Annotated in this window: 23 protein-coding genes; 17 read left to right on the forward strand and 6 right to left on the reverse strand. The window is 69.7% G+C overall.

The annotated features are described in order from the left end of the window. Positions 1-34: 34 nt before the first annotated feature. Entirely contained in the window at positions 35-304 is a 270-nt protein-coding gene (locus QQZ11_RS09155; protein ID WP_026378135.1) for a DUF3039 domain-containing protein, read from the reverse strand. An 83-nt stretch (positions 305-387) separates the two neighbouring features. Between QQZ11_RS09155 and QQZ11_RS09160 the strand changes: the two genes are divergently transcribed. After that, positions 388-1797, forward strand: a complete 1410-nt coding sequence (locus QQZ11_RS09160; RefSeq protein WP_284549988.1) for an MFS transporter — start codon at positions 388-390, stop codon at positions 1795-1797. Positions 1798-1842: 45 nt separating this feature from the next. Here QQZ11_RS09160 and QQZ11_RS09165 read toward each other — a convergent pair whose 3' ends face one another. Beyond that, the gene (locus QQZ11_RS09165) at positions 1843-2997 is read right to left on the reverse strand and encodes a serine/threonine-protein kinase (protein WP_284549990.1); all 1155 of its coding nucleotides are present in this window, start codon (positions 2995-2997) and stop codon (positions 1843-1845) included. A 189-nt stretch (positions 2998-3186) separates the two neighbouring features. On the opposite strand from QQZ11_RS09165, the gene QQZ11_RS09170 reads away from it, so the two are divergent. The 4 genes from QQZ11_RS09170 (at position 3187) to QQZ11_RS09185 (ending at position 8803) form a co-directional block, all read left to right on the forward strand. After that, positions 3187-4032, forward strand: coding sequence for an RDD family protein (locus tag QQZ11_RS09170; RefSeq protein WP_284549992.1), 846 nt, complete (start codon positions 3187-3189; stop codon positions 4030-4032). A gap of 36 nt (positions 4033-4068) precedes the next feature. Then, entirely contained in the window at positions 4069-6225 is a 2157-nt protein-coding gene (gene malQ, locus QQZ11_RS09175) for a 4-alpha-glucanotransferase (RefSeq protein WP_284549994.1), read from the forward strand. A 101-nt stretch (positions 6226-6326) separates the two neighbouring features. Next, complete coding sequence (locus QQZ11_RS09180) at positions 6327-7502, forward strand: aminotransferase class I/II-fold pyridoxal phosphate-dependent enzyme (RefSeq protein WP_284549996.1); 1176 nt, start codon at positions 6327-6329, stop codon at positions 7500-7502. Between the two features lie 8 nt (positions 7503-7510). After that, the gene (locus QQZ11_RS09185) at positions 7511-8803 is read left to right on the forward strand and encodes an MFS transporter (protein WP_284549997.1); all 1293 of its coding nucleotides are present in this window, start codon (positions 7511-7513) and stop codon (positions 8801-8803) included. Here QQZ11_RS09185 and QQZ11_RS09190 read toward each other — a convergent pair. Next, positions 8787-9392, reverse strand: coding sequence for a 4'-phosphopantetheinyl transferase family protein (locus QQZ11_RS09190; RefSeq protein WP_284549999.1), 606 nt, complete (start codon positions 9390-9392; stop codon positions 8787-8789). The two genes, QQZ11_RS09185 and QQZ11_RS09190, sit on opposite strands and share 17 nt — an antisense overlap. 46 nt (positions 9393-9438) lie before the next feature. Here QQZ11_RS09190 and QQZ11_RS09195 point away from each other — a divergent pair, with 46 nt between their 5' ends. After that, positions 9439-12009: an AMP-binding protein gene (locus QQZ11_RS09195; protein ID WP_284550001.1), complete on the forward strand. Its 2571-nt coding sequence runs from the start codon at positions 9439-9441 to the stop codon at positions 12007-12009. Between the two features lie 28 nt (positions 12010-12037). On the opposite strand, the gene QQZ11_RS09200 is transcribed toward QQZ11_RS09195, so the two are convergent. The 3 genes from QQZ11_RS09200 to QQZ11_RS09210 are packed head-to-tail and all read right to left on the reverse strand — an operon-like array spanning position 12038 to position 14769. Beyond that, positions 12038-12913 carry a carbon-nitrogen hydrolase family protein gene (locus QQZ11_RS09200; protein WP_284550003.1) on the reverse strand — a complete coding sequence of 292 codons (876 nt, stop codon included), beginning with the start codon at positions 12911-12913 and terminating at the stop codon, positions 12038-12040. Then, the gene (locus tag QQZ11_RS09205; protein ID WP_022910846.1) at positions 12858-13433 is read right to left on the reverse strand and encodes an isochorismatase family protein; all 576 of its coding nucleotides are present in this window, start codon (positions 13431-13433) and stop codon (positions 12858-12860) included. Before QQZ11_RS09205 ends, QQZ11_RS09200 begins: the two co-directional genes overlap by 56 nt. 1 nt (position 13434) lies before the next feature. Continuing rightward, the gene (locus tag QQZ11_RS09210) at positions 13435-14769 is read right to left on the reverse strand and encodes a nicotinate phosphoribosyltransferase (protein ID WP_284550005.1); all 1335 of its coding nucleotides are present in this window, start codon (positions 14767-14769) and stop codon (positions 13435-13437) included. 79 nt (positions 14770-14848) lie between these two features. Here QQZ11_RS09210 and clpS point away from each other — a divergent pair, with 79 nt between their 5' ends. From clpS to QQZ11_RS09270, 11 genes are all read left to right on the forward strand, one after another. Next, positions 14849-15148 carry an ATP-dependent Clp protease adapter ClpS gene (gene clpS / locus QQZ11_RS09215; protein ID WP_022910848.1) on the forward strand — a complete coding sequence of 100 codons (300 nt, stop codon included), beginning with the start codon at positions 14849-14851 and terminating at the stop codon, positions 15146-15148. Between the two features lie 2 nt (positions 15149-15150). After that, entirely contained in the window at positions 15151-15789 is a 639-nt protein-coding gene (locus QQZ11_RS09220) for a DUF2017 family protein (protein ID WP_284550205.1), read from the forward strand. 112 nt (positions 15790-15901) lie between these two features. Then, positions 15902-16141 (forward strand): FeoA family protein, encoded by a 240-nt coding sequence (locus QQZ11_RS09225; RefSeq protein WP_022910850.1) that lies wholly within the window; start codon positions 15902-15904, stop codon positions 16139-16141. 10 nt (positions 16142-16151) lie between these two features. After that, a complete protein-coding gene (feoB, locus tag QQZ11_RS09230) occupies positions 16152-18155 on the forward strand; it encodes a ferrous iron transport protein B (RefSeq protein ID WP_284550007.1) in 2004 nt (667 codons plus the stop codon). Next, positions 18152-18445: a FeoC-like transcriptional regulator gene (locus QQZ11_RS09235; RefSeq protein ID WP_284550009.1), complete on the forward strand. Its 294-nt coding sequence runs from the start codon at positions 18152-18154 to the stop codon at positions 18443-18445. The genes feoB and QQZ11_RS09235 overlap by 4 nt, the downstream gene beginning before the upstream one ends. An 18-nt stretch (positions 18446-18463) precedes the next feature. Continuing rightward, entirely contained in the window at positions 18464-19288 is an 825-nt protein-coding gene (gene murI / locus QQZ11_RS09240; protein ID WP_284550206.1) for a glutamate racemase, read from the forward strand. A 262-nt stretch (positions 19289-19550) separates the two neighbouring features. After that, positions 19551-20336, forward strand: a complete 786-nt coding sequence (gene rph, locus QQZ11_RS09245) for a ribonuclease PH (RefSeq protein WP_051139787.1) — start codon at positions 19551-19553, stop codon at positions 20334-20336. A gap of 56 nt (positions 20337-20392) precedes the next feature. Continuing rightward, positions 20393-21016 carry an RdgB/HAM1 family non-canonical purine NTP pyrophosphatase gene (gene rdgB, locus QQZ11_RS09250; protein ID WP_211217346.1) on the forward strand — a complete coding sequence of 208 codons (624 nt, stop codon included), beginning with the start codon at positions 20393-20395 and terminating at the stop codon, positions 21014-21016. Positions 21017-21019: 3 nt separating this feature from the next. Beyond that, positions 21020-21814 (forward strand): thymidylate synthase, encoded by a 795-nt coding sequence (locus tag QQZ11_RS09255; RefSeq protein WP_284550011.1) that lies wholly within the window; start codon positions 21020-21022, stop codon positions 21812-21814. A gap of 8 nt (positions 21815-21822) precedes the next feature. Next, positions 21823-22836, forward strand: a complete 1014-nt coding sequence (locus QQZ11_RS13660) for a dihydrofolate reductase (protein ID WP_022910854.1) — start codon at positions 21823-21825, stop codon at positions 22834-22836. 1 nt (position 22837) lies between these two features. Further along, entirely contained in the window at positions 22838-24289 is a 1452-nt protein-coding gene (locus QQZ11_RS09270; protein ID WP_284550013.1) for a DNA polymerase IV, read from the forward strand. Positions 24290-24503 lie beyond the last annotated feature (214 nt).

The following is a 24503-nucleotide window of genomic DNA, read 5'->3' on the forward strand; positions in this document are numbered from 1 at the left end:
CAGGGAGCCGGCGGCGTCCGGTCGGTGCCGCCTCTCAGCGGTCGGGATCCTTGCCGCCCTTGCCGTCCTGGAAGGACTCCCAGATCTCCTTGCACTCGGGGCAGACCGGGTACTTGTCGGGGTTGCGGTGGGGCACCCACACCTTGCCGCACAGGGCCACCACGGGCGTGCCCATCACCATGGCCTCGGTGAGTTTGGCCTTGGGCACGTAGTGCGAGAACCGCTCATGGTCACCGGGATCGAACGACTCCTGGGTGCGTTCGTCGACGACCGTCTGGGATCCGGGGGCCAACTGCTGGTTCATGCGCTGCATTCTACCGAGCCCGTCCACCCCCGCGACACGGTCGGCTGACAGCAGAAACCCGCACCACTGGCAGGATGGGGCGGGTGGCAGAGCAGGTGAGTGACCAGACCCGGGTCGGCGTGGTCGGCGACGTCGAGCCCCCGAGCCTTCGGGCACTCACGGTCGGCGTGTTGACCATCGTCTTCTCCGTCGCCTTCCAGGCGATCGCCGTCGCGACGGCCATGCCGGCGGCCGCGGCCGAACTGGGGCAGTTGAGCCTGTTCGCGTGGGCCTTCTCGCTGTTCGTGATCGGCATGAGCCTGTCGACCGTGCTCGGCGGCCGCGCGTGCGACGCGTTCGGTCCCGTCCGTCCGGCGGTGGTCGGGGTGGCACTGTTCGGTCTCGGACTCACGCTCGCAGCCCTGGCCCCCACCATGGTGGTGCTGGTCTCGGCCAGATTCGTCCAGGGTCTGGGAGGCGGACTGCTGAACGTCAGTCTGATGGTGATCGTCGCCCGCTTGTGGGACGAGCACCGTCGCGCCGTGCTGATGACGGCCTTCAGTTTCTGCTGGGTGCTGCCCGCCTTCGTCGGCCCGCCCGTGGCCGCCTGGCTCACCCATCGGTGGAGTTGGCACCACGTCTTCTGGAGCGTGATCCCCGTGCTCGTGGTGGCCAGCCTGCTGTGCGTGCGTCCCCTGGCCCGGATGCGTGAGCACCTGCGCCCCCACCCGGAACAGTCGGCGGCCGTGCCCATCTGGGCAGCCGTGCTCGTCTCGCTCGGTCTGGCCGGTTTGCAGGCCGGCGGTCAACGTCTGGACTGGACCGGTCTCGTGCTGGCCGTGGTTGCGGCGGTGGCCATCGCCGTGTCGATCCGTCCCCTGATGGCTCCCGGATTCCTGCGGCTGGCCCCCGGTATCGCTGCCGTGTCGTGGGCGCGCCTGCTGCAGGCGGGAACCTTCTTCGCCGCCGAGTCGTTCCTGCCGCTGACCCTGGTGCAGTTGCGCGGGCTCACCCTGTTCGAGGCAGGTCTGGCGCTGACCATCGGCTCGATCGGTTGGACTCTCGGCTCGTGGTTCCAGTCGAGGTCCTGGTTCCGGGTGCGGCGTGACCAGTTCATCCAACTGGGCACCGCCTGCCACGTGGTGGGGGTCGGTCTGGTGGCTGCGTCGGTGTGGTTCGGGTGGCCGCTGGCCCTGATCGCCATCGGCTGGACGGTCAGCGGTCTCGGCATGGGATTCTCGACCGCCTCGGGCACGTTGGCGGTGATGCAGCTCAGCGCACCGGCCAAGCTGGGACGCAACACCTCGTCGCTGCAGGTCAGCGAGTCGATGGGCAACGCGCTGCTGGTGGGGATCGCCGGCACGCTGTTCGCGGGGTTGCGCACGAACCACCTCCCGGCGACGGTCTTCGCCTCGGTGTTCGCGGTGATGGCCCTGGTGGCAGTACTCGCACTCGGCGCCTCGCTGCGGATCGGGCCCGTGCGCAACGCGACTGCCGGGGTGGGTCCGCGGTAGCCCAGCGGGGTCAGGACGTCCCCGACCCTGGCCATGGGGCTCAGGTCAGGTCAGGTAGTTGATCGTGAGGAAGGTGACCAGCACGAAGACCACGACCAGCACGCTGGTGACGAGCAGGTAGTAGCCCCAGGAGTGCCGCTCCTTGACGGGCGCCGGCTGGTAGCGCCCCTTGCCCAGGTACTGCTCGAGCATCGACGCCGGTGTCTCGTTGCGCGGCGCCACGGTGTTCAGGTCGTCCACCGAGCGGAAGCTGCGGTGGGAACTGCTGGCCCACTCGCCGCCACTGGTCGGCAGGGGAGCGGACGGGATGGCATGACCGTTGGTGGTGGGGGGCAGGGTCGCCCCGCGTCCCCCTCCCTCCAGTGGCAGCGGGATGTAGGTCTCACCCCCGGGCATGAGTTCGGCGATGGCATCGAGTGCGGTGGCGAACTGCTCGGCCGACTGGGGGCGACGACTGGGGTCGGGTGAGAGGGCGTCGAACAACAACGCGTCGAGTTCCGGCGGCGCGCCGATCCGGTCGGAGACGGGGGGCGGCCCCACGTTCGGGTTGCGTCCCAGCAGGTCCTCCAAGGTCTTCACCGGGAAGGGAGCGTGCCCGGTCAGCAGGGAGTAGGTGACAGCGGCCATCGAGTAGATGTCGCTGCGATGGTCGAGTGGGGCGCCGCTGGCCTGCTCGATCGCCATGAACGCCGGCGTGCCAGCCGTGGCGGAACTGCCGAACTTGTCGACCAGCGACTCCGAGACCCCCAGGTCGGCCAACATGACACGGACCCCGGCGGCGGAATGGGTGAGCAGCACGTTGCCCGGTGTGACGTCGCGGTGGATCTGGTTGTGGCGGTGCAGCACCTCGAGGGCCCGCGAGGCCTCGGCGCACAGGCGCAGGGCTCGTCCGGGGGCGGTGAGGTGTTTGCGCAGGTTCTCCATGGTGCCGCCGTCGGCGTAGTCCATGACGAAGTAGGGCAGCCCGTCGGGGGTGTCACCGATGTCGTAGACGCGGACGATGCGCTCGTCACGGATGCGGCGCAGCAGTCGGGCCTCGGCCACGAAGCGTCGCCGCACGTCGGCATTCTGGGCCCAGGTCGACGACAACACCTTGATCGCGACGGGGACGTCGAGGTCGTCGTCGTGGCCCTTGTAGACGGTCGCGAACGACCCCGCGCCGATGCGCTGGGTCAGGCGGTAGCGACCGATCTTGTCCATTGCCTTCCCATACTTCCACGGCCACCCTTCTGGGTGGTGCTGTCTGGGTAGTCTGCCTCCCCGGTCTGAGAGTTGGGTGAGAGTTCCCTGCACCGGGCAGGATCGCTTGTCGCAGCACCGCGGTCCGGCCTCACCGGCCTCTGGGGTGCCTTCGGAGGTCGGTTCGGTGCGGCATGGAAGACTGGAGCGGTGACCGATCATCCGCAGTTGCCGCCCATGGGCTGGTACCCCGACCCGAACGATCCCAAGCAGGAGCGGTACTGGGAGGGCACTCGCTGGACCCACAACGTGCGTGATCCCCAGCCCGATGGGCGCTGGTCGTCGGGTCTGGGGGCGGCCACCGGCCAGTCCGGCTCCTCGCGCCCGACCCCCCAACCCTCGGGGCAGTCGTCCGGTCAGCCCTGGGGCTCGTCCTCGGGTCAGCCCACCCACGAGTCGCCCGTACCGCATCAGCTGGCACCGGGCGCGACCCCGGGCGTCCAGCACCCCACCCAGGTTCCGGCTGGCTACGCCCTGGGCATGCTGCGCCCGGCCACGGCCGACGGGGTACCGCTCGCCAGCTTCGGCCAACGGCTGCTGGCACGCCTGATCGACTGGTTCGTCGTCTCGGCGATCGCGCTGCCGCTGGCCTACCGTTGGGTGCGCGAGTACCTGGCGGTCTACTCCTCTGCCGTCAGCACCGGCTCCTTCAGCAACTCCATCCAACTCGCCGAGAAGATCCAGGGACCGGTCTCGGCGATCGCGCTGGTCTGGGTGGCCGTCATGTTCGCCTACCAACTGTTGATGGTCGGCCTCACCTCGCGCACGTTGGGCAAGATGGCGCTCGGGCTGCGCATCGTCCCCGTCGACCGCGGCCGCGGCACCATCGGTTGGCGTGAGGCGATCATCCGGGCCGTCGTCGTCGGTGGGGCGGCCCTCGTCGACATCTCGGTCGGCATCGTCACGTTGGTCACCTGTCTCGCCGCCCTGCAGAAGCCCCGCTGCCAGGCCCTGCAGGACCGACTGGCCCGCACCCAGGTCATCAGCACCAGCTGAGCCCGCCCCCCGTCCGCCGCGGCTAGGCTGTTCGCCGTGCCACTGGACAATGACGCCCTCAATCACCTGGCCGAGCACTTCGGCATCGCGACGGAGTTCTGGGACTGGAAGGGTCGCCACACCCAGATCTCGGAATCGGCGGTCGTGACGATCCTCGGCGCCCTCGGCATCGATGCGTCCACCCCTGAAACCGCGGCTGCGGCCGTCGACGAGATCAGGATCCGACGGTGGCGACGAGCCCTGCCAGCCTGCGTCGTGATGGAACAGGGCCAGGTGCGCACCATCGACGTGCACGTGCCGGGTGGGTCGCCTGCCGGGGTGAGCGTGCGCACCGAGGACGGACGGCTGATCCCTCTGGGGCAGACCGTCAACGACGAGGCGGATCGCGACATCGAGGGTGTCTGGACGGGGGAGGCCAGTTTCGTGCTGCCCGCAGACCTCCCGCTCGGCTACCACCGGCTGGTGCTGTTCAACGAGGGGCGCGAACAGGAGTCGTCGCTGATCGTGACCCCCATCTTCGTCGGGTTCCCCCGCAGCCTGGGGGACCGCCGAGTCTGGGGCTACGCCACGCAGCTGTACAGCGTCCGGTCGTCGCGGTCCTGGGGAGTGGGCGACCTGATCGACCTGACCGACCTGAGCACCTGGGCGCGCACCCAGACCTACGCCGACTACATCCTGGTGAACCCGCTGCACGCAGCCCAGCCGGTGGCCCCGATGGAGCCCTCGCCGTACCTGCCGTCCAGCCGCACCTACGTCAATCCCCTGTACCTGCGGCCGGAGGCGATTCCCGAGTTCGCCGGTGTCGACGACTCCACCCGCGACCGGATCGAGCGATTGCGGTCGAAGTTGTGGGACGACCTCGCCGGTGCCGTGCAGATCAAGCGGAACGAGGCGATGGCGGCCAAGCTCGAGGCGCTCGAGATCCTCTACCAGGTGGGGTTGCCGCCCGCCCGGCAGATGGCCTTCGAGGGGTTTTTGCGGCGGGAGGGACGATCCCTGCGTGACTTCGCCGTCTGGTCGGCCCTCTACGAGGTGCACGGGCCCGACTGGCGGCAGTGGCCGGAGGCGTTGCGGCGTCCCACCTCTCCCGAGGTCGCCGAGTTCGCCCGTGAGCATGCCGATCGGGTGCGCTTCTTCGAATGGCTGCAGTGGAACTGCGACCACCAGGTCTCCTTGGCCCAGCAGGCCGCCAAGGACGCCGGGATGGCGCTGGGACTGATCCAGGACCTCGCCGTCGGAGTGAGCGGCGCCGGTGCCGACACCTGGCGGCTCGCTGACGTCTTCGCCCAAGGGGTGACCGTGGGCGCCCCGCCCGACCAGTTCAACCAGTCGGGGCAGGACTGGGGGCAGCCGCCGTGGCGGCCCGACCGGTTGGCCGACCTCGCCTACGCCCCCTTCCGCGAACTGGTGGCGGGAGTGCTGCGGCATGCCGGTGGGGTGCGGATCGACCACATCATCGGGCTGTTCCGACTGTGGTGGGTGCCGGCGGGTGGATCACCCCAGGACGGTGCCTACGTGCGTTACGACCACGAGGCCCTGATAGGGATCCTGGCGCTGGAGGCCTACCGCGCCGGGGCGCTGGTGATCGGGGAGGACCTCGGGACCGTCGAACCGTGGGTGCGTGACTACTTGTCGAGGCGGGGACTGCTCGGCACCTCGGTGCTCTGGTTCGAGAACCTCCCCGACGGCTCCCCACTGCCGGCCGAGAACTGGCGGGAGTACTGCATGGCCTCGGTGACCACCCACGACCTGCCGCCGACCACCGGTTACCTCGCGGGCGACCACGTGCGCCTGCGCCACGACCTGGGCCTGCTGACCGAGACCTTGGAGGAGGAACTGGCCCACAACGAGGAGGAGCAGCGTCGACTGCTCACCCATCTGCATGACCTGGGTCTGATCGTGCCCGAGGAGGGCGTCGACGAGGTGGAGTCGACCGTGCTGGGCATGCACCGGTTCCTGCTCCGCACCCCTGCCCGGGTGCTCAACGTGGCTCTCACCGACGCGGTCGGTGATCGGCTCACCCAGAACCAGCCGGGAACCATCGACGAGTACCCGAACTGGCGGGTGCCACTGTCGGGGCCCGACGGCGAACCGATGCTGCTCGAGGACGTCTACTGCTCCGAGCGCGCCATGCGGCTGTCGGCCGTGATGAACGGCTTCCAGACCGTGCCCGCACCCTGGGGACCCCGCTGACCGGCCGTGGACCGGGGGAGTACAGCCCCTGGCAGCGGACGATCGCCGGCGCCGGCCTGCTCGACACGGGCGGCGGCGTCCGGCAGACCGTCTTCGCTGAGATGTCGGCGCTGGCGGCACGCACCGGCGCGCTGAACCTCGGTCAGGGGTTCCCGGACGAGCCCGGGCCCGCCCAGGTGCTCGAGGCGGCCCATCGGGCCATGGCCGACGGCGTGAACCAGTACCCGCCAGGACCCGGGCAGGCGGGGCTGAGGGCAGCGATCGCCGACCACCAGCGCCACTGGTACGGCCTCGACCTCGATCCCGAGACCCAGGTGGTGGTCACCGCCGGCGCCACCGAGGCCCTCGCGGCTGCGCTGCTCGCGCTGGTCGAACCGGGGGATGAGGTGGTCTGCCTCTCACCCACCTACGACGCCTACTCGGCCGTGGTCGCACTTGCAGGTGGCGTACTCGTGCCGGTACGGATGCGCTTCCCCCACTGGCAACCCGACCCGGACGACCTGCGCCGAGCCGTCAACGACCGCACCCGGGTGATCCTCGTGAATTCCCCCCACAACCCCACCGGCGCCGTCCTGGGTAGCGCGGTGCTCGAGCTGGTGGTCGAACTCTCCCATCGTCACGACGCGACCATCGTCACCGACGAGGTCTATGAGCACCTCGTGCACGAAGGACGACATGTGCCCGTGGCCACGCTCCCGGGCGGGTCCGAGAGGACGCTGTCGATCTCCTCGGCTGGCAAGACCTTCTCCGTCACGGGGTGGAAGGTGGGCTGGGCCAGCGGGCCGGCACACCTGGTGACGGCCGTCCTCTCCGTGAAGCAGTACCTCAGCTATTCAGGCGGGGCGCCCTTCCAGCCCGCCGTGGCCGTGGGCCTCGCCCTGCCGGACGAGGTCTTCGCCGGCTTGGCGCGAACCCTCACCGGCAAGCGTGACCGGCTGTGTGCGGCCCTGCTGTCGGCCGGGTTCGACGTGTCGGTGCCCGAGGCGGGCTACTTCACCGTGGTCGACGTCGCCCGCCTGGGGTGGCGCGACGCGGAGGAGTTCTGTCACCGACTTCCCGAACTGGCCGGGGTGGTGGCGGTGCCGGTGTCGGCGTTCGTCCAGCCCGAACACCGCAGCGAGGTGGCCAGCCTGGTGAGGTGCACCTTCTGCAAGTCGGACGAGGTGCTCGACGAGGCCGGCCGCCGGCTGGCTGCTCTTGGTTGCGGCAGCGGTGCGCTCAAAGGGTTCCGTCTAGGGATGCGGGACGGTTCGACAACCGGCGGTGGCGTGGATTGACTGGTGGGGTGTCCGGCGTTCGCAACCCCATGATCTCGACCCTGCTGCACCTGCGTGGGAACAGCCGAGCGGCTGTCTACTCAGAGCCCATGTGGGGTCTGTCGATGATGTTGGTGCTGCCCTACGCCTCGGTGTTCATGCTTGCCCTGGGCGTCCACGACACCCAGATCGGCCTGCTGGCCACCATCTCGATGCTCTCGCAGATGGTGTTCGGGTTGCTCAGCGGCGTGATCACCGACAAGCTCGGCCGACGCCTGACCACGGCGGTCTTCGACATCGTCTCGTGGGCGATCCCGTGCCTGATCTGGGCGTTCGCGCAGAACTTCTGGTGGTTCCTGGTCGCCTCCGTCGTCAACGGCGTCTGGCAGGTGACGCAGAACTCCTGGGACTGCCTGCTGGTGGAGGACCTCGACCGCAGGCAGATCCCGCGGGTGTACTCGCTGGTGAAGGTGGCTGCCGAGTTCTCCTCGCTGTTCGCCCCGATCGCCGCCCTGTTGGTGTCGAACCTGGGGCTGGAACTGGCGGTGCGCATCCTCTACCTCAACGCCTTCGTCATCATGTCGGTCAAGATCTGGCTGTTGTGGCGGTTCACCACCGAGACCGACACGGGCCGGCTGCGCATGGCCCAGACGCGCGGCACCAGCATCTGGACCTCGCTGTGGGAGTACCGCGGGGTGGCGCGGTTGATCGTCCGTTCGAGGGGGACGATCTTCTCGCTCGTGATCGCGGTGCTCGTGGCCGCCGTCAGCCTCGTCAACGGCACGTTCTGGCAGGTCGCGATCAACCAGCGACTGGGGGTCAGCGACGCGCTGCTGCCGTTCTTCCCCATGGTGCGCTCGCTGTTGTCGGTGCTCTTCTTCTTCACCCTGATCCCGCGGCTCACCCACGGCAAGCACCTGAGGGTGCCCACGATGCTGGGGTTCGGGGTCTATCTCGCTGGCCAGGCGCTGTTGGTCACCATCCCGGCGGCCCCGGGCGGCGCGTCGCTGTCGACCTTCGCGTTGCTGGGGGTGTGCCTGCTGCTGGACGCGTTCGGAGCCGGGATGTTGTTCATGCTGGCCGAGTCCCTGGTGGCCCTGCACGTCGACCGCACCGAGCGCTCCCGGGTGATGGCGATCCAGCGCACGGCGGTGATGCTGGTGACCGCGCCGTTCGGGTGGCTCAGCGGGTGGCTGTCGAGCCACGACCGCAGCTGGCCCTTCATGCTCACCTCGGTGCTGCTGCTGGCGGGGCTGGTGGTGGCGGCCCGGTTCTGGGTCACCACCCATGAGGAGGCCGACGAGGTCACGGCCGCCGCCTGAGCAGCTCAGCCCCGTCGTGTTCGACGACCGGGCCATTGCCTGACCGGGCCAGGATTGCCACATGCCCGGGCGCGGGTGGGTGCAGGTCGACGAACGAGGGCGCGACCAGCCCTGACTTGAACCGCGCCTCGCGCCTCACCCAGTCCTCCACGTCGACCTCCCCATCGACGTCGACCCGGCCGTCCCCGCCGGCTCCTCGCTGGCCGCCGGTTCTCCGTTGCACGTCAATGCCGATCGGTTCGAGGCACAGGGCGACGACAGTCAGGAGCCCTGAGTGTGAGACCGATGCCTGCCACGGCTGCCCGACCAGCACCGGACGACCGTGCTGCCGTCCGCACTCCTCGCAGGTGCGGTCGACCTCGACGAGGTCGGGTGCGAGCCCGCTCAGCCCGGCGATCGCGTGGCGCAGCAGGGCCGCTCCGAGCATCACCCGTGCCCGGTCGGCGGGCGGTGCGATGCGTTCGAGCCTGGCCCGCTCCGGTTCGTCCAGCACGTCGAGTTGTTCGATCGAGGCCAGCGTCAGCGGAGTCCACCAGACGTGGGTGGTGGTGTCTCGGGGTGGCGATGTTGGGGGCAGGGGAGTGTCCATGTGGGCGATGACGGGGATTAGGTAAGCACAGGCTACCCTAATTGCCGTGAAGCTCCTGCTGGACGACCCGGCTGCCATCCTGCCCGGCTCATGGGTGGCCGGTGACCGGGTGGTCACCGGCGCCGAACTCGGCCGTCTTGTCTCGGAGCGGGCGCGACTGCTGCCCGACTCGCTCGATGGCCGCTGTCTGGTGCATGTGCGGATGGAGCGAACCCTCGATGCCATCATCGGTTACCTCGCCGTGCTTGAGGCGGGCCACGTGGCGTTGGTGCTGGGCCCCGGGCAGCCCGGACAGGCGGCCAGGACCGAGCAGGTGGTGGCCACCTACCCGGCCGACCTCGACCTGGTCCCGGGGGGCTTCGACTGGGTGGGGGATCCTCGAGGACCCCGGCACCTGCTGCACCCCGACCTCACGGTGCTGCTGAGCACCTCGGGCAGTACCGGGTCCCCCAAACTGGTCAGGCTCTCCCGCGAGAACCTGCGCGCCAATGCCCGGGGCATCGTCGCGGCCCTGGGGCTGACAGCGGACGACCGGGGGATCACCTCGCTTCCCCTGCACTACTGCTATGGGCTGTCGGTGCTGCACGCCCACCTCGTGGCCGGGGCCTCGTTGGTGATCGACGACGGGTCGCCGGTCGAGCCCGAGTTCTGGTCGACGGTGCGTGAACGTGGTGTCACGAACGTGGCGCTGGTGCCGCACTCAGCCCAGTGGCTGGCGGACTCAGCGCTGTTGGACTCCGGCTTCCCCGATCTTCGGATGCTCACCCAGGCCGGGGGTCGACTCCCGGCCCGCAGCGTCAGCCAGTTGGCGGCGGCAGCTTCGTCGACGGGTTGCGAGGTGCGGGTGATGTACGGCCAGACCGAGTCGACCGCCCGCATCACCATCGGACCACCGGGGTGCGCCGAGCGTCATCCCGACAGTGTCGGACGAGCCGTCCCCGGCACCGGACTGCGGCTGGACCTCTCGGTGCCGGAGGCCGACGGCCCAGGAGTGGGCGAACTGGTGGTGACGGGGCCGAGCGTGATGTTGGGCTACGCCGAACATGCCGACGACCTGGCATTGGGCAGGATGCAGCACGAACTCCGCACCGGCGACCTGGCCACCATCGATGACCACGGTTTCGTGCGCATCGTGGGACGACGCCGCAACTTCGCCAAGCTGATGGGGCTGCGCGTCGACCTCGATCGTCTCGAACAGCTGTTGGGCGAGCAGGGCCACGAGGTCGTGGTCACCGGTGATGACACCGGTCTGCGGATCGCCGTGAACCCCGCGGTGCACGACGACCCCGGACGTGCCAGCCGGGTCCGTCGCGACGCCGCCGCGGCCAGCGGGGTCGGGCCGGCCGTCATCGACGTGGCCGTGATGCCGATGCCCCTGCTCGACAACGGCAAGGTCGACCGGATCGCCGCCGACGCCTTGGTTCGCGCCGCCACCCTCGACAGCTGTCGTGAGACGCGTCGGTCCGTGGACTCCGGCGGTGAGGCCGTCACCGTCACCGACGTCGCCGGCGTGCTGGCCTCCGTGTTGGCGGTGGACTCCCTGGATCCCGACCGGTCGTTCGTCGAGCAGGGCGGCGACTCCCTGACCCACGTGGCTGCGACGACCCGTCTCGGTGCCCTGGTCGGCGATCTGCCGTCGGACTGGCACCATCGTCCCCTCCGTGAACTCGCCGCCCCCGAGCACCGGACCTCGCACCGGGTCGAGACCAATGTGGTGTTGCGCGCCCTGACCGTCCTGATGATCTGCTTCTCCCACACGCGGGTGATCGACGCAGCCGGGGGTGCCCACGTCCTGCTCGCCATCGCTGGCTGGAACGCGGCACGGTTCGGATTGTCCTTGGAGGGCGCGCGCCAGCGTCTCCAGGCAACCCTGCGCTCCGTGGTGGGGGTGTGGCTGCCCACGGCCGCCGCCGCTATCGTCGGGATGGTGGCCTCCGACCGCTATGGCTGGGCCAATGTCTTCCTGCTGAACTGGCTGTTCGGAGGCCTCGACGACACCCGGGTGGAACTGTGGTTCGTCGATTCGCTGGTGGCCTGTCTGGTCGTGATGACGGTGCTCTGCGCCGTGCCGCCCATCGCGCGCGCTCGTCGCGCCGACCCATGGCGGGTGCATGTGGTGATCGCCGCCTTGGCGCTGGTGCCCCGGTTCGTCGCCCATGCCATCTCTGATGCTCCGGTGGGAGGGGTGCCGCACACGGTGTTCTTCATCTTCGCGGTCGGGGCGGCGATCTCCCACGCCGCGACGGTACAGCGACGGCTGGTGAGCCTGACGGTGCTGGCGGTGGGGATCGTCACGTACTTCCCCGACCCGCAGCGCAACCTGACCATCCTGGCCGGGGTGTGCCTGCTGGCCTTCGTGCGCGACGTGCCTGTTCCCCGTCGCCTGGTCTCGACGGTCGTGGTGATCGCGTCGGCCTCGCTCTACATCTACGTCTTCCAGTTCCAGATCTTCCAACTCGTCCCGCGGTGGGAGCCGGGGGTCGTGCCGGGGATCGCTCGCTCGCTCGCTGCCGTGGCCGGTGGCTGTCTGCTGTGGTGGCTGGCCGATCCCTTCGTGACGCGCCTGAGGTCACTCGTCCGATTGGACGGATCGCCGTCCACCGCCAGGGATCGCTGACCCGCTCGACGGCTCACCACCGTGGCGATCAGTCGGTCGCCGGTGGACCGGGTTCCACCCGGAACCGACGCAACCGCAGTGACGGGTTCGTCGTCCGGACCTCGCGCAGGCGTTCACGATCCAACCAGGCCAGGGCCACCCCCCGCGGCTCCTCTCCCACCGAGGCGAGCTGGACACCCATCGGATCGACCACCATCGAGTGCCCCACCCCCACCTTCGGTGGATGGTCGGCGGCGGCCAACCAGACGGTGTTCTCGATGGCGCGTGCCTTGATCAGTGTGTCCCAGTGGGACTCCTTCAACGGGCCGCGCACCCACTCGGCCGGCATCAGCACCACCTCCGCGCCCGCGTCGACCAGCCATCGCGTGACCTCCGGGAAGCGCAGGTCGTAGCAGGTCTGCAGCCCCACCCGGAAGCCCGACACCTCGAACAGTTGAGGGTCGCGCAGGTCACCCGCCTCGACCCAGTCCGACTCGCGTCCCCCGAACGCGTCGTACAGGTGCAGCTTGCGGTAGGTGGCCACCACCCCGGCGCCGGGCGCGACCGCCACCACTTCGTTGCTCACCTTGCCGGGTTCGGACGAGACCCCGGCCATCCCCGCCACGAGGTGCACACCCAGATCGTCCGCGATCCGACCGAGCCCGGCGACGAAGGGACCCGACTGCGGTTCGGCATGGTCCAGCCAGGCGGGGCCGAGCTCTGGTACGAACCAACTCGAGTACTCGGGCAAGACCACCAGTCCTGCGCCACGCTCGGCCGCCAACCGGGCCAGTCCTTCGATCTCGGCGAGGTTCCGCGCCCGGTCATCGGTGGGGGCGAACTGGGCCGCCGCGACACCCAGCACGGGATCAGTGCGCCGTGTGGGTGTCGACGCCAGCAGCCGAGAGTTGGTCGGCCAGCTCATCGTCGCGTTCGGGGTGCACCGAGGCGGTCAGGTCGACCAGCACCCGAGTGCGGAACCCGACCGCGGCGGCATCGACGGCGGTCGCCTTGACGCAGTAGTCGAAGGCCAGCCCGCAGACGTCGACCTCACTGACGTCGTGGCGGCGCAGGAAGGGCTCGAGGGCCTCGCCCTCGGGCTCCCCACCGATCGTGCCCTCGAAACCCGAGTAGGCAGCTGCATGGGAGCCCTTGTCGAACACGGCCGCGAACTCGCGGGAGTCGAGGTCGGGGTGCAGTCGCTGCCCCGGGGTGCCCACCACGCAGTGCGGGGGCCACGAGTCGACGTAGTCGGGATGGTCGGAGAAGTGAGCGCCGGGGTCGATGTGGTGGTCGCGGGTCGCCACCACCAGGTCGTAGCCGTGCTCGGAGTCGAGCAGGTCGGCGATCTTGTCGGCAACCGCGTTGCCGCCGACGACGGGCAGCGCGCCCCCCTCGCAGAAGTCCGGTTGTACGTCGACGACGATCAGGGCACGCGCGTTCATGTCAGGCCTTCTGGTAGGGGTTGTGGGTGAGGTCTCCGTCTTCGTCGAGCATCAGCGTGGGGATGGCCGGCTCGCCCTTCGAGATGCGCAGGGCCGAGCGCGGCAGCTCGTCCCGTGCCGCCTGGTGTCGCTCACGGGCCGCGCTGATCGGTTCGTGACCCACGATCTCGCCGTCACGCACCAGCTCCACCAGCAGCGGACGATCATTGCCGTCGTCGCCGGGCGCGGCGCCGATGCCGACCACCTCGGCCTCGGCGTGACCGTGTTCGTCGCGTCGGCGCAGGGCGTACTTGCGTCCCCCGACCGAAACCTTGTTCGTCGACTTCTTGGCCACGGGTTGCAGCGGGGCACCCGGGTCGTTCGAGTCGGCCCGGGCCACCAGTTTGTACACGAACCCGCAGGTGGGGTGGCCCGAACCGGTCACCACCGAGGTGCCGACCCCGAACCCGTCCACGGGCGACCCACGCAGAGCCGCGATCTGCCACTCGTCCAGGTCGGAGGTCACGATGATCCGGGTGTCCTCGGCGCCCAGGTCGTCGAGCAGGTCGCGCACCTCACGGGCAGCGATGGCCAGGTCTCCGGAGTCGAGGCGCACGGCACCCAGTCGTCCGTGCGTCAGCTCGACCCCCGAGCGGACGGCCCGCTCCACGTCGTAGGTGTCGACCAGCAGCGTCGTCTGCTCACCCAGGGCGGCGAGTTGGGAGCGGAACGCGTCGTCCTCGGAGTCGTGCAGCAGGGTGAACGAGTGCGCGGCGGTTCCGGCCGTGGGCACCCCCCAACTGCGTCCCGCCTCGAGGTTGGAGGTCGACGCGAACCCGGCGATCCAGGCGGCCCGGGCGGCCGCGACGGCGCTCCACTCCTGGGTGCGGCGCGATCCCATCTCGATCACCGGACGGCCCTCGGCCATGGCGGTCATCCTGCTGGCGGCCGAGGCGATCGCGGAGTCGTGGTTGTAGATCGACAGGAACAGTGTCTCGAGGATGCACGCCTCAGCGAAGGTGCCCTCGACCACGAGCAGCGGGGAGCCGGGGAAGTACACCTCGCCCTCGCCGTAGCCCCAGATGTTCCCGCTGAACCGGAACGTCGAGAGCCACTGGGCGAGGTCGTGGTTGACGACCCCGGTGCGCACGAGGAAGTCGACGGTCTCCTCATCGAAGCGGAATTCCTCCAGGGCCCTCAGCGCGCGGCCCACACCGGCGACCACCCCGTAGCGGCGTCCCTCGGGCAGGCGCCGCCCGAACAGTTCGAAGACGCTGTGGCGGGAGGCCGAGCCGTCCCCCATCGCAGCCCGCACCATGGTGAGCTCGTAATGGTCGGTCAGGAGCGCCGTCGTCATGCCCGTCAGCTTATGGGTGCCACCCTGCCCACCGCCCGGTTTGCGGGGTCAGGTGGTCGTCGTCGGACATACTGGAGCCATGTCTGTTCCTGTCACGCCAGCGGGCGGCACTGCGACCGTCGAGCAGACCAGCACCTCGGCCGAGGTCGCCCCCGGCTGGGTCACCCTCGTGTGGGACGACCCGGTGAATCTGATGAGTTACGTCACCTACGTCTTCACCACCTACTTCAACTACAGCCTCGACAAGGCCGAGGAACTGATGCTGATGGTGCACAACGAGGGCAAGGCGGTGGTCAGCCACGGCACCCGCGAGGAGATGGAACGCGATGTCGCGGCGATGCACGGCTTCGGGCTGTGGGCGACCGTGGACCGGTCGTGACCATGGGACGTTTCAGCCGCCGCGGTGTGCAGACCGTGTTGACGCTCGACGGTCTTGAGCAGGAGTTGTTGCCCAACCTGGTGCAGCAACTGCTCGACGTTCTCGAGCACGACCAACAGACCGCCGCAGCGACCCGACGGATGGACTCGCCCGACGCGTCGGTGCCCGACGCCAGGTCGGCGGGGCCGGACGACGACCCCTTCCACGTGTGGGAGGCCAGCTTCTCGGAGTCGGAGACCATCGAGGACGAGGACTTCGACGACCCCGACCCGATCACGGCGCGACTGTTCCCGAGCGCCTACTCCGATGACCCGGAGGCGGCCTACGACTTCCGCCGGTTCACCCAGGCCGACGAGCGCCGCCAGAAGGTGGCCGAGTGCCGGTTGGTGCTCGACGATCTCGACCACCTGTCGTCCCGTGGACGGGTGCAGATCCCTGCCGATCACCTGCAGGCCTGGCTGCGCACGTTGAACAACCTCAGGCTGGTGCTGTCGGTGCTGCTGGGGATCACCGACGAGGTGTCAGCAGACGAGGCCGCGCAACTGCCGGACGACGACCCGCGGGCCGTGGTGCACCAGTACTACGGCTGGTTGGGGTGGATGCTCGAGTCGTTGCTCGAGACGTTGGCCGAGCCCGCCTGAGGCTCGCTGACCGGGGGGCCACCCGACCCGGGCACCAGTTGAGGCAGGGTTGCCTGACGAAATTGGCGACCCGCCCAGGGACCCCAGGTGAGGCATACCTAAGCTCGTTGCCGTGACCACGTCCGCTGCCTGCTCCGTGCTCGAGGCTCCCCTGAACATCGCCCTCACCCTCGTCGAGGCCCAGGGCAGTCCGGGGCTGCTGCGCCGGCTCGCAGCGCTGGGGATCCGTCGTGGCCACCGACTCGAAGTGGTGCTCGCCACCGCCGGTGGTGGACGAGTGGTCTCGCTGGGCGACTCCAGGCTGGCACTGGGACGAGACCTGGCCGCGGCCCTGATGGTCCAGCCCAGATGAGGCGGGCACGATGAGGGCGGCCACCGTCAGGGCCACCTGTCACGGGTCCTCGTCCGATGCGGGAGCGGGCAGCGATGCGCCGGTGGTCGCATTGGTGGGAGCCCCGAACGTGGGCAAGTCCACGCTGTTCAACGCGCTGACGGGCGCCCGAGTCACCGTGGGCAACTGGCCCGGCACCACCGTTGCGGTCTCACGGGGAACCTGGCGGGCCGGTCGGGAGCTGACCCTGATCGACTTCCCCGGGGCCTACAGCCTCGATCCGCTCAGCCCGGACGAGGCACTCAGCCGCGACCTGGTGGTCGACGCACCGCACTGTGAACGCCCCGAGGTGACCGTCGCGGTCGTCGACGCCTCGCAGCTGGCCCGAGGGCTGTACCTGGTGACCCAACTGCGCGAGCACGACCTGCGCGTGGTGGTGGCCCTGACGATGGGCGACGTGGCCACCAGCCGGGGCATCACCGTCGATCCGGCTCTGCTGGCCCAGGAGCTGGGAGCGCCGGTGGTGGCCGTCGATCCGCGACGGCAGCGTGGCCTGGACGAACTGGCCCGGGTCGTGGTCGACTCCGCTGCCCGGGACGTGCCGAGCCCCCGCCTGCTGGCCCCCCATCCGTCGGCCCCCCATCCGTTGAGCCCGCATCAGTTCAGGGAGGGGCCCACGGCCTCGCAGGGCGTGGAAGACGACGCTCTCGCACGCGAGGACGAGCGCTTCGCCACCATCGACCGCGCAGTGACGGCCTCCATCACCCGCGACCCCTCGGCCGCTCGCACCCTCAGCGACCGCGTCGACCGATGGGTGACCGCCCCGGTGGCTGGGCCGCTGATCTTCATGGGTGTGATGTGGCTCGTCTTCCAGGTCACCACGACCGTGGCAGCTCCCCTGCAAGCGGCGTTGGGCTCAGTGGTCAGTGGCCCGCTGACCTCGACGCTGCGTTCGGCGTTCGGTTCGGTCGGCCTGGGAGGATCCTGGGCAGAGGGGTTGGTCGTCGACGGGCTGGTCGCAGGGGTCGGCATGGTGCTGACCTTCGCGCCGCTGATGGCGCTCATGTTCGTGCTGCTGGCCCTGCTCGAGGATTCCGGCTACCTGGCCCGGGCCGCGGTGGTCACCGACCGACTGATGCGTTCCATCGGTCTGCCGGGACGCGCCTTCCTCCCGCTGGTGGTCGGCTTCGGCTGCAATGTGCCAGCGATCTCCGCCACCCGCATCCTGCCCACGGCCCGCGAACGACTGCTGACCTCGCTGCTGATCCCGTTCACCTCATGTTCGGCGAGGCTGACGGTCTACACCTTGGTGACCTCGGTGTTCTTCGGTCCCTGGGCGGGCACGGTCGTCTTCGTGATGTACCTGGTCAGCATCGGGTTCGTGATCGGGGTGGGCGCCCTGCTGCGGACCACCCTGTGGCGCACCTTCGGCGCCGATCCGCTGCTGATGGACCTCCCCGCCTTCCATCGGCCCACGCTGAGGCTGATCGCTGCGGTGGCCTGGCAGCGGCTGTCCGGCTTCCTGCGCACCGCGTCGGGCATCATCGTCGCCGCCGTCACCGTGGTGTGGTTGCTGCAGTCGATCCCGGCGGTGGGCGGCGTGGGCTTCGGCGAGGCGCCGGTGGCCGACTCCGTCTACGGGAGGCTCGCCCAAGCCGTCGCGCCGATCTTCGGCCCAGCCGGGTTCGCGACCTGGCAGACGGTCTCGGCCCTGGTGGTCGGGTTCGTGGCGAAGGAGGCGGTGATCAGTTCCTGGGCCCAGACCTACGCGGTGGCCGACCCTGCCTCCGGAGCGGCCGGAGCGCTGGGCGACCAGATCGTGCATGCCTTCAACGCCAGTTCGGGCGGCCACCCCCTGCCCGCGGTGCTGGCCTTCCTGGTGTTCCTGCTCGCCTACACCCCGTGCGTGGCGACCCTGGCCGCCCAACGCCGCGAGATAGGGGTGCGCTGGACGGCCTTCGGCGTCGGGCTCCAGTTGGTGGTGGCCTGGATCGCCGCTGTGGTCGTCTTCCAGGTCGGACGGTGGTGGTGGTGAGCGCACCCCTGAGCTCGGTGCTGGCCGCCTTCGGTGCCGGCGCCCTCAGCCTGGACGAGGTGGCCGATCGCACTGGCCTGGACCGCGACGTCGTCGACGCCGCTGTCGACCACCTGCGGCGCATGGGCCGTCTGCGGGCCACCGAACTCGCCGTCGGCTGCCCCAGCGGCGGCTGCGGCAGCTGCGCCTCGGGACGACCCGACGCGACCGCCGGCTGCGGGGCGGCGGCACCGTCGGCCCACCGCAGCGGCCCGGTGCTGGTGCAGCTGTCACTCCCGCGCCGGCGGTAGTCTGCCCTCGTGCCAGAGGTGAGCGTCAACCCCCCGGGAACCCCCGACGTCCATGCCCCGATCGGCGTGTTCGACTCAGGCTTCGGGGGACTCACGGTGGCGAGGGCCATCGTCGACCTGCTGCCCGGCGAAGACATGGTCTACCTCGGCGACACGGCCCGGGCACCGTACGGGCCCCGTCCGATCGCCGAGGTGCGGGAATTCGCGCTGCAGTGCCTCGACCGACTCGTCGCCCACGGCGTGAAACTGCTGGTGATCGCGTGCAACACCGCCTCCGCGGCGGTTCTGCACGATGCCCGCGAGCGCTATGACGTGCCCATCGTCGAAGTGGTGCTGCCCGCCGCCCGCCGCGCGGCCGCCACCACCCGCAACCGACAGGTGGGGGTCATCTGCACCCGGGCCACGGCCACCAGCCGCGCCTACGACGACGCCCTGGCGATCGCACCCGAGATCAGCCTCACCACCCAGGTCTGCCCACGGTTCGTCGAGTTCGTCGAGAACGGCATCACGGGCGGGGACGAACTGCTCGGCCTCGCGCGCGAGTACCTCGCCCCGATCCAGGAGGCCGGGGTCGACACCCTGATCCTGGGGTGCACCCACTACCCCCTCCTGTCGGGAGTGCTCAACTATGTGCTCGGTGGGGGAGTCACCCTGGTCTCGAGCGCCACCGAGACCGCGGAGCAGACGTGGGCCGCACTCGCCGCGGGACACCTGCTCACCGATCGCGAGCGTCCGGCGCGTCGACTCTTCCTCACCACCGGCGACGAGGAGCGCTTCTCGGGCATCGCGGGACGGCTCACCGGCGGCTTCGTGCAGGACGTCTCGCGGGTGCACATCGGTTGACGACCCTCTTCAGTGTTGACGACCCTCTGCAGGGGAGCGTCTAGGCTGGCCGCACCCAACCCGAGGAGGAACCCATGTGCACTCGAGTCACCTGCGACAAGTGCGGCAAGCCCACCTGGCAGGGCTGCGGTGAGCACGTCGAACAGGCTCTGGCCGGGGTCGACATGGCCGACCGCTGCCACTGCCCCCGCTGACCGGAGCAGCGACTTCCACCCCCCGTCGCCGGGCCACAGATCGACTGAGGTTCAGTAGGGTGGCCCCCATGGTCCCCACCCCTGATCCTGTTGATCCTGCCGGCCCGGCGGCGGGCGTCCGTTCCGACGGACGCGCTGCCGACCAACTGCGACCGGTCACCATCACCCGCAACTGGCTGGACCATGCGGAGGGGTCGGTGCTGGTCGAGTTCGGCAAGACCCGGGTGCTCGTCGCCGCCAGCGTCACCGAGGGCGTTCCTCGCTGGCGCAAGGGCACGGGCCTGGGCTGGGTGACGGCCGAGTACGCCATGCTCCCGCGCGCCACCCACGACCGGTCCGACCGGGAGTCGGTACGTGGCCGCATCGGTGGCCGGACCCACGAGATCAGCCGTCTGATCGGACGATCCCTGCGTGCCGTCATCGACACGAAGGCCCTGGGCGAGAACACGATCCAGATCGACTGCGACGTGCTGCAGGCCGACGGCGGCACTCGCACCGCGTCCATCACCGGCGCCTACGTCGCGCTGGTGGACGCCGTCGAATGGCTACGGGCCCGCGGCGCCCTCAAGGGCGAACCCATCAAGGACTCCGTGCAGGCGATCAGCGTGGGGATCGTTGACGGGGTGCCCCTGCTCGATCTCGCCTACACCGAGGACTCGTCCGCCGACACCGACATGAACGTGGTCGTCTCGGGCAGCGGCGACTTCATCGAGGTCCAGGGCACCGCCGAGGGTGCCCCCTTCGACCGTGACCTGCTCAACCAGTTGCTCGACCTGGCGCTGAAGGGCTGCTCCGACCTGGACCGTGCCCAGCGTCATGCGCTGGAGACCCCGGCGGCGGAGGCACTCCCGTGAACGACGAGACCCAGGCCTGGCTGGCCGATCTGGTTCGCCCCGCCGGCCCCACCCTGGTGCTGGCCACCCACAACCCGAAGAAACTCGTCGAGATGCAGCGTCTCGTCGAGGAGATGAAGCTCGACGTGGCCGTGCTCGGGCTCGCTGACCTGCCCAACAGTGTGGCCCCTCCTGAGACCGGCACCACCTTCGAGGAGAACGCGCTGATCAAGGCCCGCGCCGCCGCGGCGGCACACGGGCTCCCCGCCCTGGCCGACGACTCGGGGCTCGAGGTCGACGCTCTCAATGGCATGCCCGGCATCCGGTCGGCCCGCTGGGCGGGCTCGGATGCCACGGACGAGGAGAACCTCGAGCTGCTGCTGCGCCAGATCGACGACGTTCCCGAGGCAGATCGGCGTGCTCGGTTCGTGTCGGCGATGGCCCTGGTCGTGCCCGGCGCCCACGGTGAGAGGCGCGAGCACGTGGTGCGGGGGGAGTGGCCCGGCCACATCACGGTCGAGCCCTCGGGCTCGGAGGGATTCGGCTACGACCCCATCTTCGCCCCCGACAACGCCAAGGGAACCGCGGCCCAGCTCGACCCCGACGAGAAGGACAAGCGATCCCACCGCGGGCAGGCCCTGCGCCTGATCATGCCGCTGGTGGCGCAGACCCTGGCTGCCGACCAGTCCGCGAGGGGTTGAGCGGTGCAGCAGTACCACGACCTGGTTCGTCTGATCCTCGACGAGGGCGCGGTGAAGTCCGACCGCACCGGCACCGGAACCCTGAGTGTCTTCGGCCACCAGATGCGCTTCGACCTGCGCCAGGGCTTCCCCCTGCTGACCACGAAGAAGGTGCACACCCGCTCGGTCTTCGGTGAGTTGTTGTGGTTCCTGCGCGGCGACACGAACGTGGCATGGCTGCACGACAACGCCATCACCATCTGGGACGAGTGGGCCGACGCCGACGGCAACCTCGGCCCCATCTACGGCTACCAGTGGCGCTCCTGGCCCACGCCGAACGGCGAACACATCGACCAGATCGCCACCCTGATCGAGGGGTTGCGGACGAATCCCGACTCCCGACGTCACATCGTCAGCGCGTGGAACGTCGGCCAGTTGGACGAGATGGCCCTGCCGCCCTGTCACGCCTTCATGCAGTTCTACGTCAACGACGGCGAACTCAGCTGCCAGTTGTACCAGCGCTCCGCCGACGTCTTCCTCGGCGTGCCGTTCAACATCGCCTCATACGCCCTGCTGACCCACCTGCTGGCGCAGGTGACCGGACTGCGGGTGGGTGACTTCGTCCACACCCTGGGCGACGCGCACCTGTACTCCAACCACCTCGACCAGGCGCGGGAGCAGCTCACCCGCGACTTCCGGCCGCTGCCCCAGCTGCGGCTCAACCCCGACGTCACCGAGATCGACGCCTTCACCCTGGCCGACATCGAACTGGTCGGTTACCACCCCCACCCAGCCATAGCCGCCCCGATCGCCGTCTGAGGAGACCGATGCAGATCATCAGCATTGCCGCCGTTGCCGAGAACCAGGTGATCGGCGACGGGTCGCGGATCCCATGGCACCTGCCCGAGGACTGGGCCCGTTTCAAGGAACGCACCACCGGCAACTTCCTGGTCATGGGTCGCGAGACCTTCGAGCAGATCGGACGCCCTCTGCCGAACCGCACCACCATCGTGGTCACCCGCAATCCCGACTGGCAGGCCCCCGCGGGCACCGGGGCCACCCGCGTGCTGGTCGCCAACTCGATCGAGGGAGCCATCGAGCTCGCCCGTACCGACCGGATGCAGGCCCGCGACGACACCGTGTTCGTGGCCGGTGGTGCACAGATCTACGAGCAGTCGATGGAGCTGGTCACCGGGCTCGACATCACCGAGGTGCACCAGTCGCCCGACGGCGACGCCCGGTTCCCCGAGATCCGGCCCGAGCAGTGGGCCGAGCTGAGCCGGGAACCCCAGCGGGGCTTCGACTTCGTCCGCTACGCCCCCGTCACCGTGACGGACCGGCTCGAACTCCGCCCGGCCACACCCGTCGACGTGGACGACTGGTTCGCCCTGCACTCCGACCCGGCCGCCTTCCCGTTCGCCCCGGACGGCCCCATCACCACGACCGAGGAGGCCGAGAACGAACTCGGTGAGTACCTGGCCAGTTGGCTGAACCGGGGGCTGGGCTACTGGTTGGCCCGTGAGCGCGACACGGGTGACCTGGTGGGCGCGGGCGGGATGCGTGCCATCCGCCTGCCCAACGGCGACTCGGTGTGGAAGCTCTACTACCGGCTGGTGCCCGCCAAGACAGGTCAGGGGTTCACCGCCGAACTGGTGCGGGCCGCCGTCGAGCAACTGGCCCGCATCGACCGCTACGCCCGGGTGCGGGCCGTGATGCGCGCCGACAACGCCGACGCCATCGCGGTGGTCGACAACCTCGGGTTGGCCGAGCACGGCCGACTGGTCAACGAGGCCGGCCAGGAGCAGATCATCTACCAGAGCGTCGTCAAAGACCTGATCTGAGGTGCGCTCCACCGCCTCGGTGCTGCACCTCGACCTGGACGCGTTCTTCGCCTCCGTCGAGCAGCGCGACAAGCCCTCCCTGCGGGGCAAGCCCGTCGTCGTCGGTGGGGTGGGCGTGCGTGGGGTGGTGGCCACCGCCTCCTACGAGGCTCGGTTGTTCGGAGTGCGGTCGGCCATGTCGGGCGCCGAGGCGCGCCGGCGGGCCCCGTACGCGGCCTTCCTGTCACCGCGCTTCGAGGCGTACCGGCAGTCGTCCCGCATCGTGATGGCCCTGCTGGCCGAGTACTCGCCCAGGATCGAACCGCTGAGCCTCGACGAGGCGTTCGTCGACCTGGCCGCGGGCGGCGTCGACTGCTCGTCGGTACCCGCCCTGGTGGAGTTGGGCGAACGGATCCGCGCCCAGGTGTTCGAACGAACCGAGGGGCTGACCGCCTCCATCGGTATCGGCACCAGCAAGTTCATGGCCAAGGTCGCCAGCGAACTCGGCAAACCCGACGGCCTGCACGTGGTTGCCCCGGGCGACGAGGTGACCACCATCGCCCCGTTGCCCGCCAAGGCCATACCGGGGGTGGGGCCGGTGAGCGCGGAGAAGCTGAACCGGCTCGGCATCCACACCGTCGCCGACGTGCAGCGCGCCTCCCTGACCGAACTGACCCGCGAGCTGGGGTCGAGTTGGGCGTCGGGCCTGCACGCGTTCGCGTTCGCGCGCGACGATCGCCCCGTCGAGAGCCAACGAGAGGTCAAGTCCATCTCGGTCGAGGACACCTTCGAGACCGACCTCACCGACCGGGCCGCTCTGGAGGCCATCCTGGATCGCGACTCCGAGGTGGTCGTCGGCAGGCTTCGTCGTCACGGGTTCTTCGCCCGCACCGTCACCATCAAGGTGCGATTCGGTGACTTCACCACCCACACCCGGTCGCGGTCGTTCAGTGGGGGCACCGACTCGCCCGAGCGGGTGGCCCGTGCCGGACGGGAACTCCTCTCCGGGCTCGACGTGCGGGTCGGGGTCCGTCTGCTCGGCATCGGGGTGTCCAGCTTCGTCGGCGCTGCCCAGGAGGAACTCTTCGACCTCGACGACGATGGCGACACCGTGAGCGCCTCCGTCTCGTCGGGCGACACGGACGAGCACGTGGGCGGCCCCTTCGGGCGGCGCCGCAGCAGCGGCTGGACGCCCGGCATGGAGGTCGAGCACGAGGAACACGGTCGCGGCTGGGTCTGGGGAACCGGCCTGGGTCGGGTCACGGTGCGTTTCGAGACCCGGGCGGCACCCCACGGTCGGGTCAGGTCATTCCTGGTGGACGACCCCGCGTTGTCGAGGGCCACCGCGCTGCTGCCGATGGCCTGGCAGGTGCCCGAGGACGACGAGGACAGCCAGGACGGGGATGTCGACCACCAGGCCCTCGATGACGTGGGCGGGGACGCCCAGGCCCAGATGGGTGGCCCGGGCGGGTGAGCGCAGGGTGATCGGTGGTCGGCCCGCGTGGCCGGACAGCACTGGGCGTTCGGACCAATCGTGCGGATCGTGTGCTGTGGCGCCAGGAGTTGCGGCCAGGGCGCAACATTCCCCGTCAGACGACACGATTCGCACGATTGGCACCCGTCGCCCGGCTCAACTCCCGGGCCCCTCGATCTAGATTGAACCCGCAGGAACAGGGAGCGGCCCCCTT

Origin of the sequence: Aestuariimicrobium sp. T2.26MG-19.2B (assembly GCF_950101875.1) — a bacterium.
Taxonomy (GTDB): Bacteria; Actinomycetota; Actinomycetes; order Propionibacteriales; family Propionibacteriaceae; genus Aestuariimicrobium; species Aestuariimicrobium kwangyangense.

Bases quoted from the DNA above. Each gene is read 5' to 3' on its own strand.
- clpS (WP_022910848.1), top strand. From the start codon at position 14,849: ATGTCTGTTCCTGTCACGCCAGCGGGCGGCACTGCGACCGTCGAGCAG.
- QQZ11_RS09210 (WP_284550005.1), bottom strand. From the start codon at position 14,769: ATGACGACGGCGCTCCTGACCGACCATTACGAGCTCACCATGGTGCGG.
- QQZ11_RS09220 (WP_284550205.1), top strand. From the start codon at position 15,151: ATGGGACGTTTCAGCCGCCGCGGTGTGCAGACCGTGTTGACGCTCGAC.
- QQZ11_RS09155 (WP_026378135.1), bottom strand. From the start codon at position 304: ATGAACCAGCAGTTGGCCCCCGGATCCCAGACGGTCGTCGACGAACGC.
- feoB (WP_284550007.1), top strand. From the start codon at position 16,152: ATGAGGGCGGCCACCGTCAGGGCCACCTGTCACGGGTCCTCGTCCGAT.
- QQZ11_RS09200 (WP_284550003.1), bottom strand. From the start codon at position 12,913: ATGAGCTGGCCGACCAACTCTCGGCTGCTGGCGTCGACACCCACACGG.
- QQZ11_RS09205 (WP_022910846.1), bottom strand. From the start codon at position 13,433: ATGAACGCGCGTGCCCTGATCGTCGTCGACGTACAACCGGACTTCTGC.
- QQZ11_RS09180 (WP_284549996.1), top strand. From the start codon at position 6,327: ATGTCGGCGCTGGCGGCACGCACCGGCGCGCTGAACCTCGGTCAGGGG.
- QQZ11_RS09165 (WP_284549990.1), bottom strand. From the start codon at position 2,997: ATGGACAAGATCGGTCGCTACCGCCTGACCCAGCGCATCGGCGCGGGG.
- QQZ11_RS09190 (WP_284549999.1), bottom strand. From the start codon at position 9,392: ATGGACACTCCCCTGCCCCCAACATCGCCACCCCGAGACACCACCACC.
- QQZ11_RS13660 (WP_022910854.1), top strand. From the start codon at position 21,823: ATGCAGATCATCAGCATTGCCGCCGTTGCCGAGAACCAGGTGATCGGC.
- rph (WP_051139787.1), top strand. From the start codon at position 19,551: ATGGTCCCCACCCCTGATCCTGTTGATCCTGCCGGCCCGGCGGCGGGC.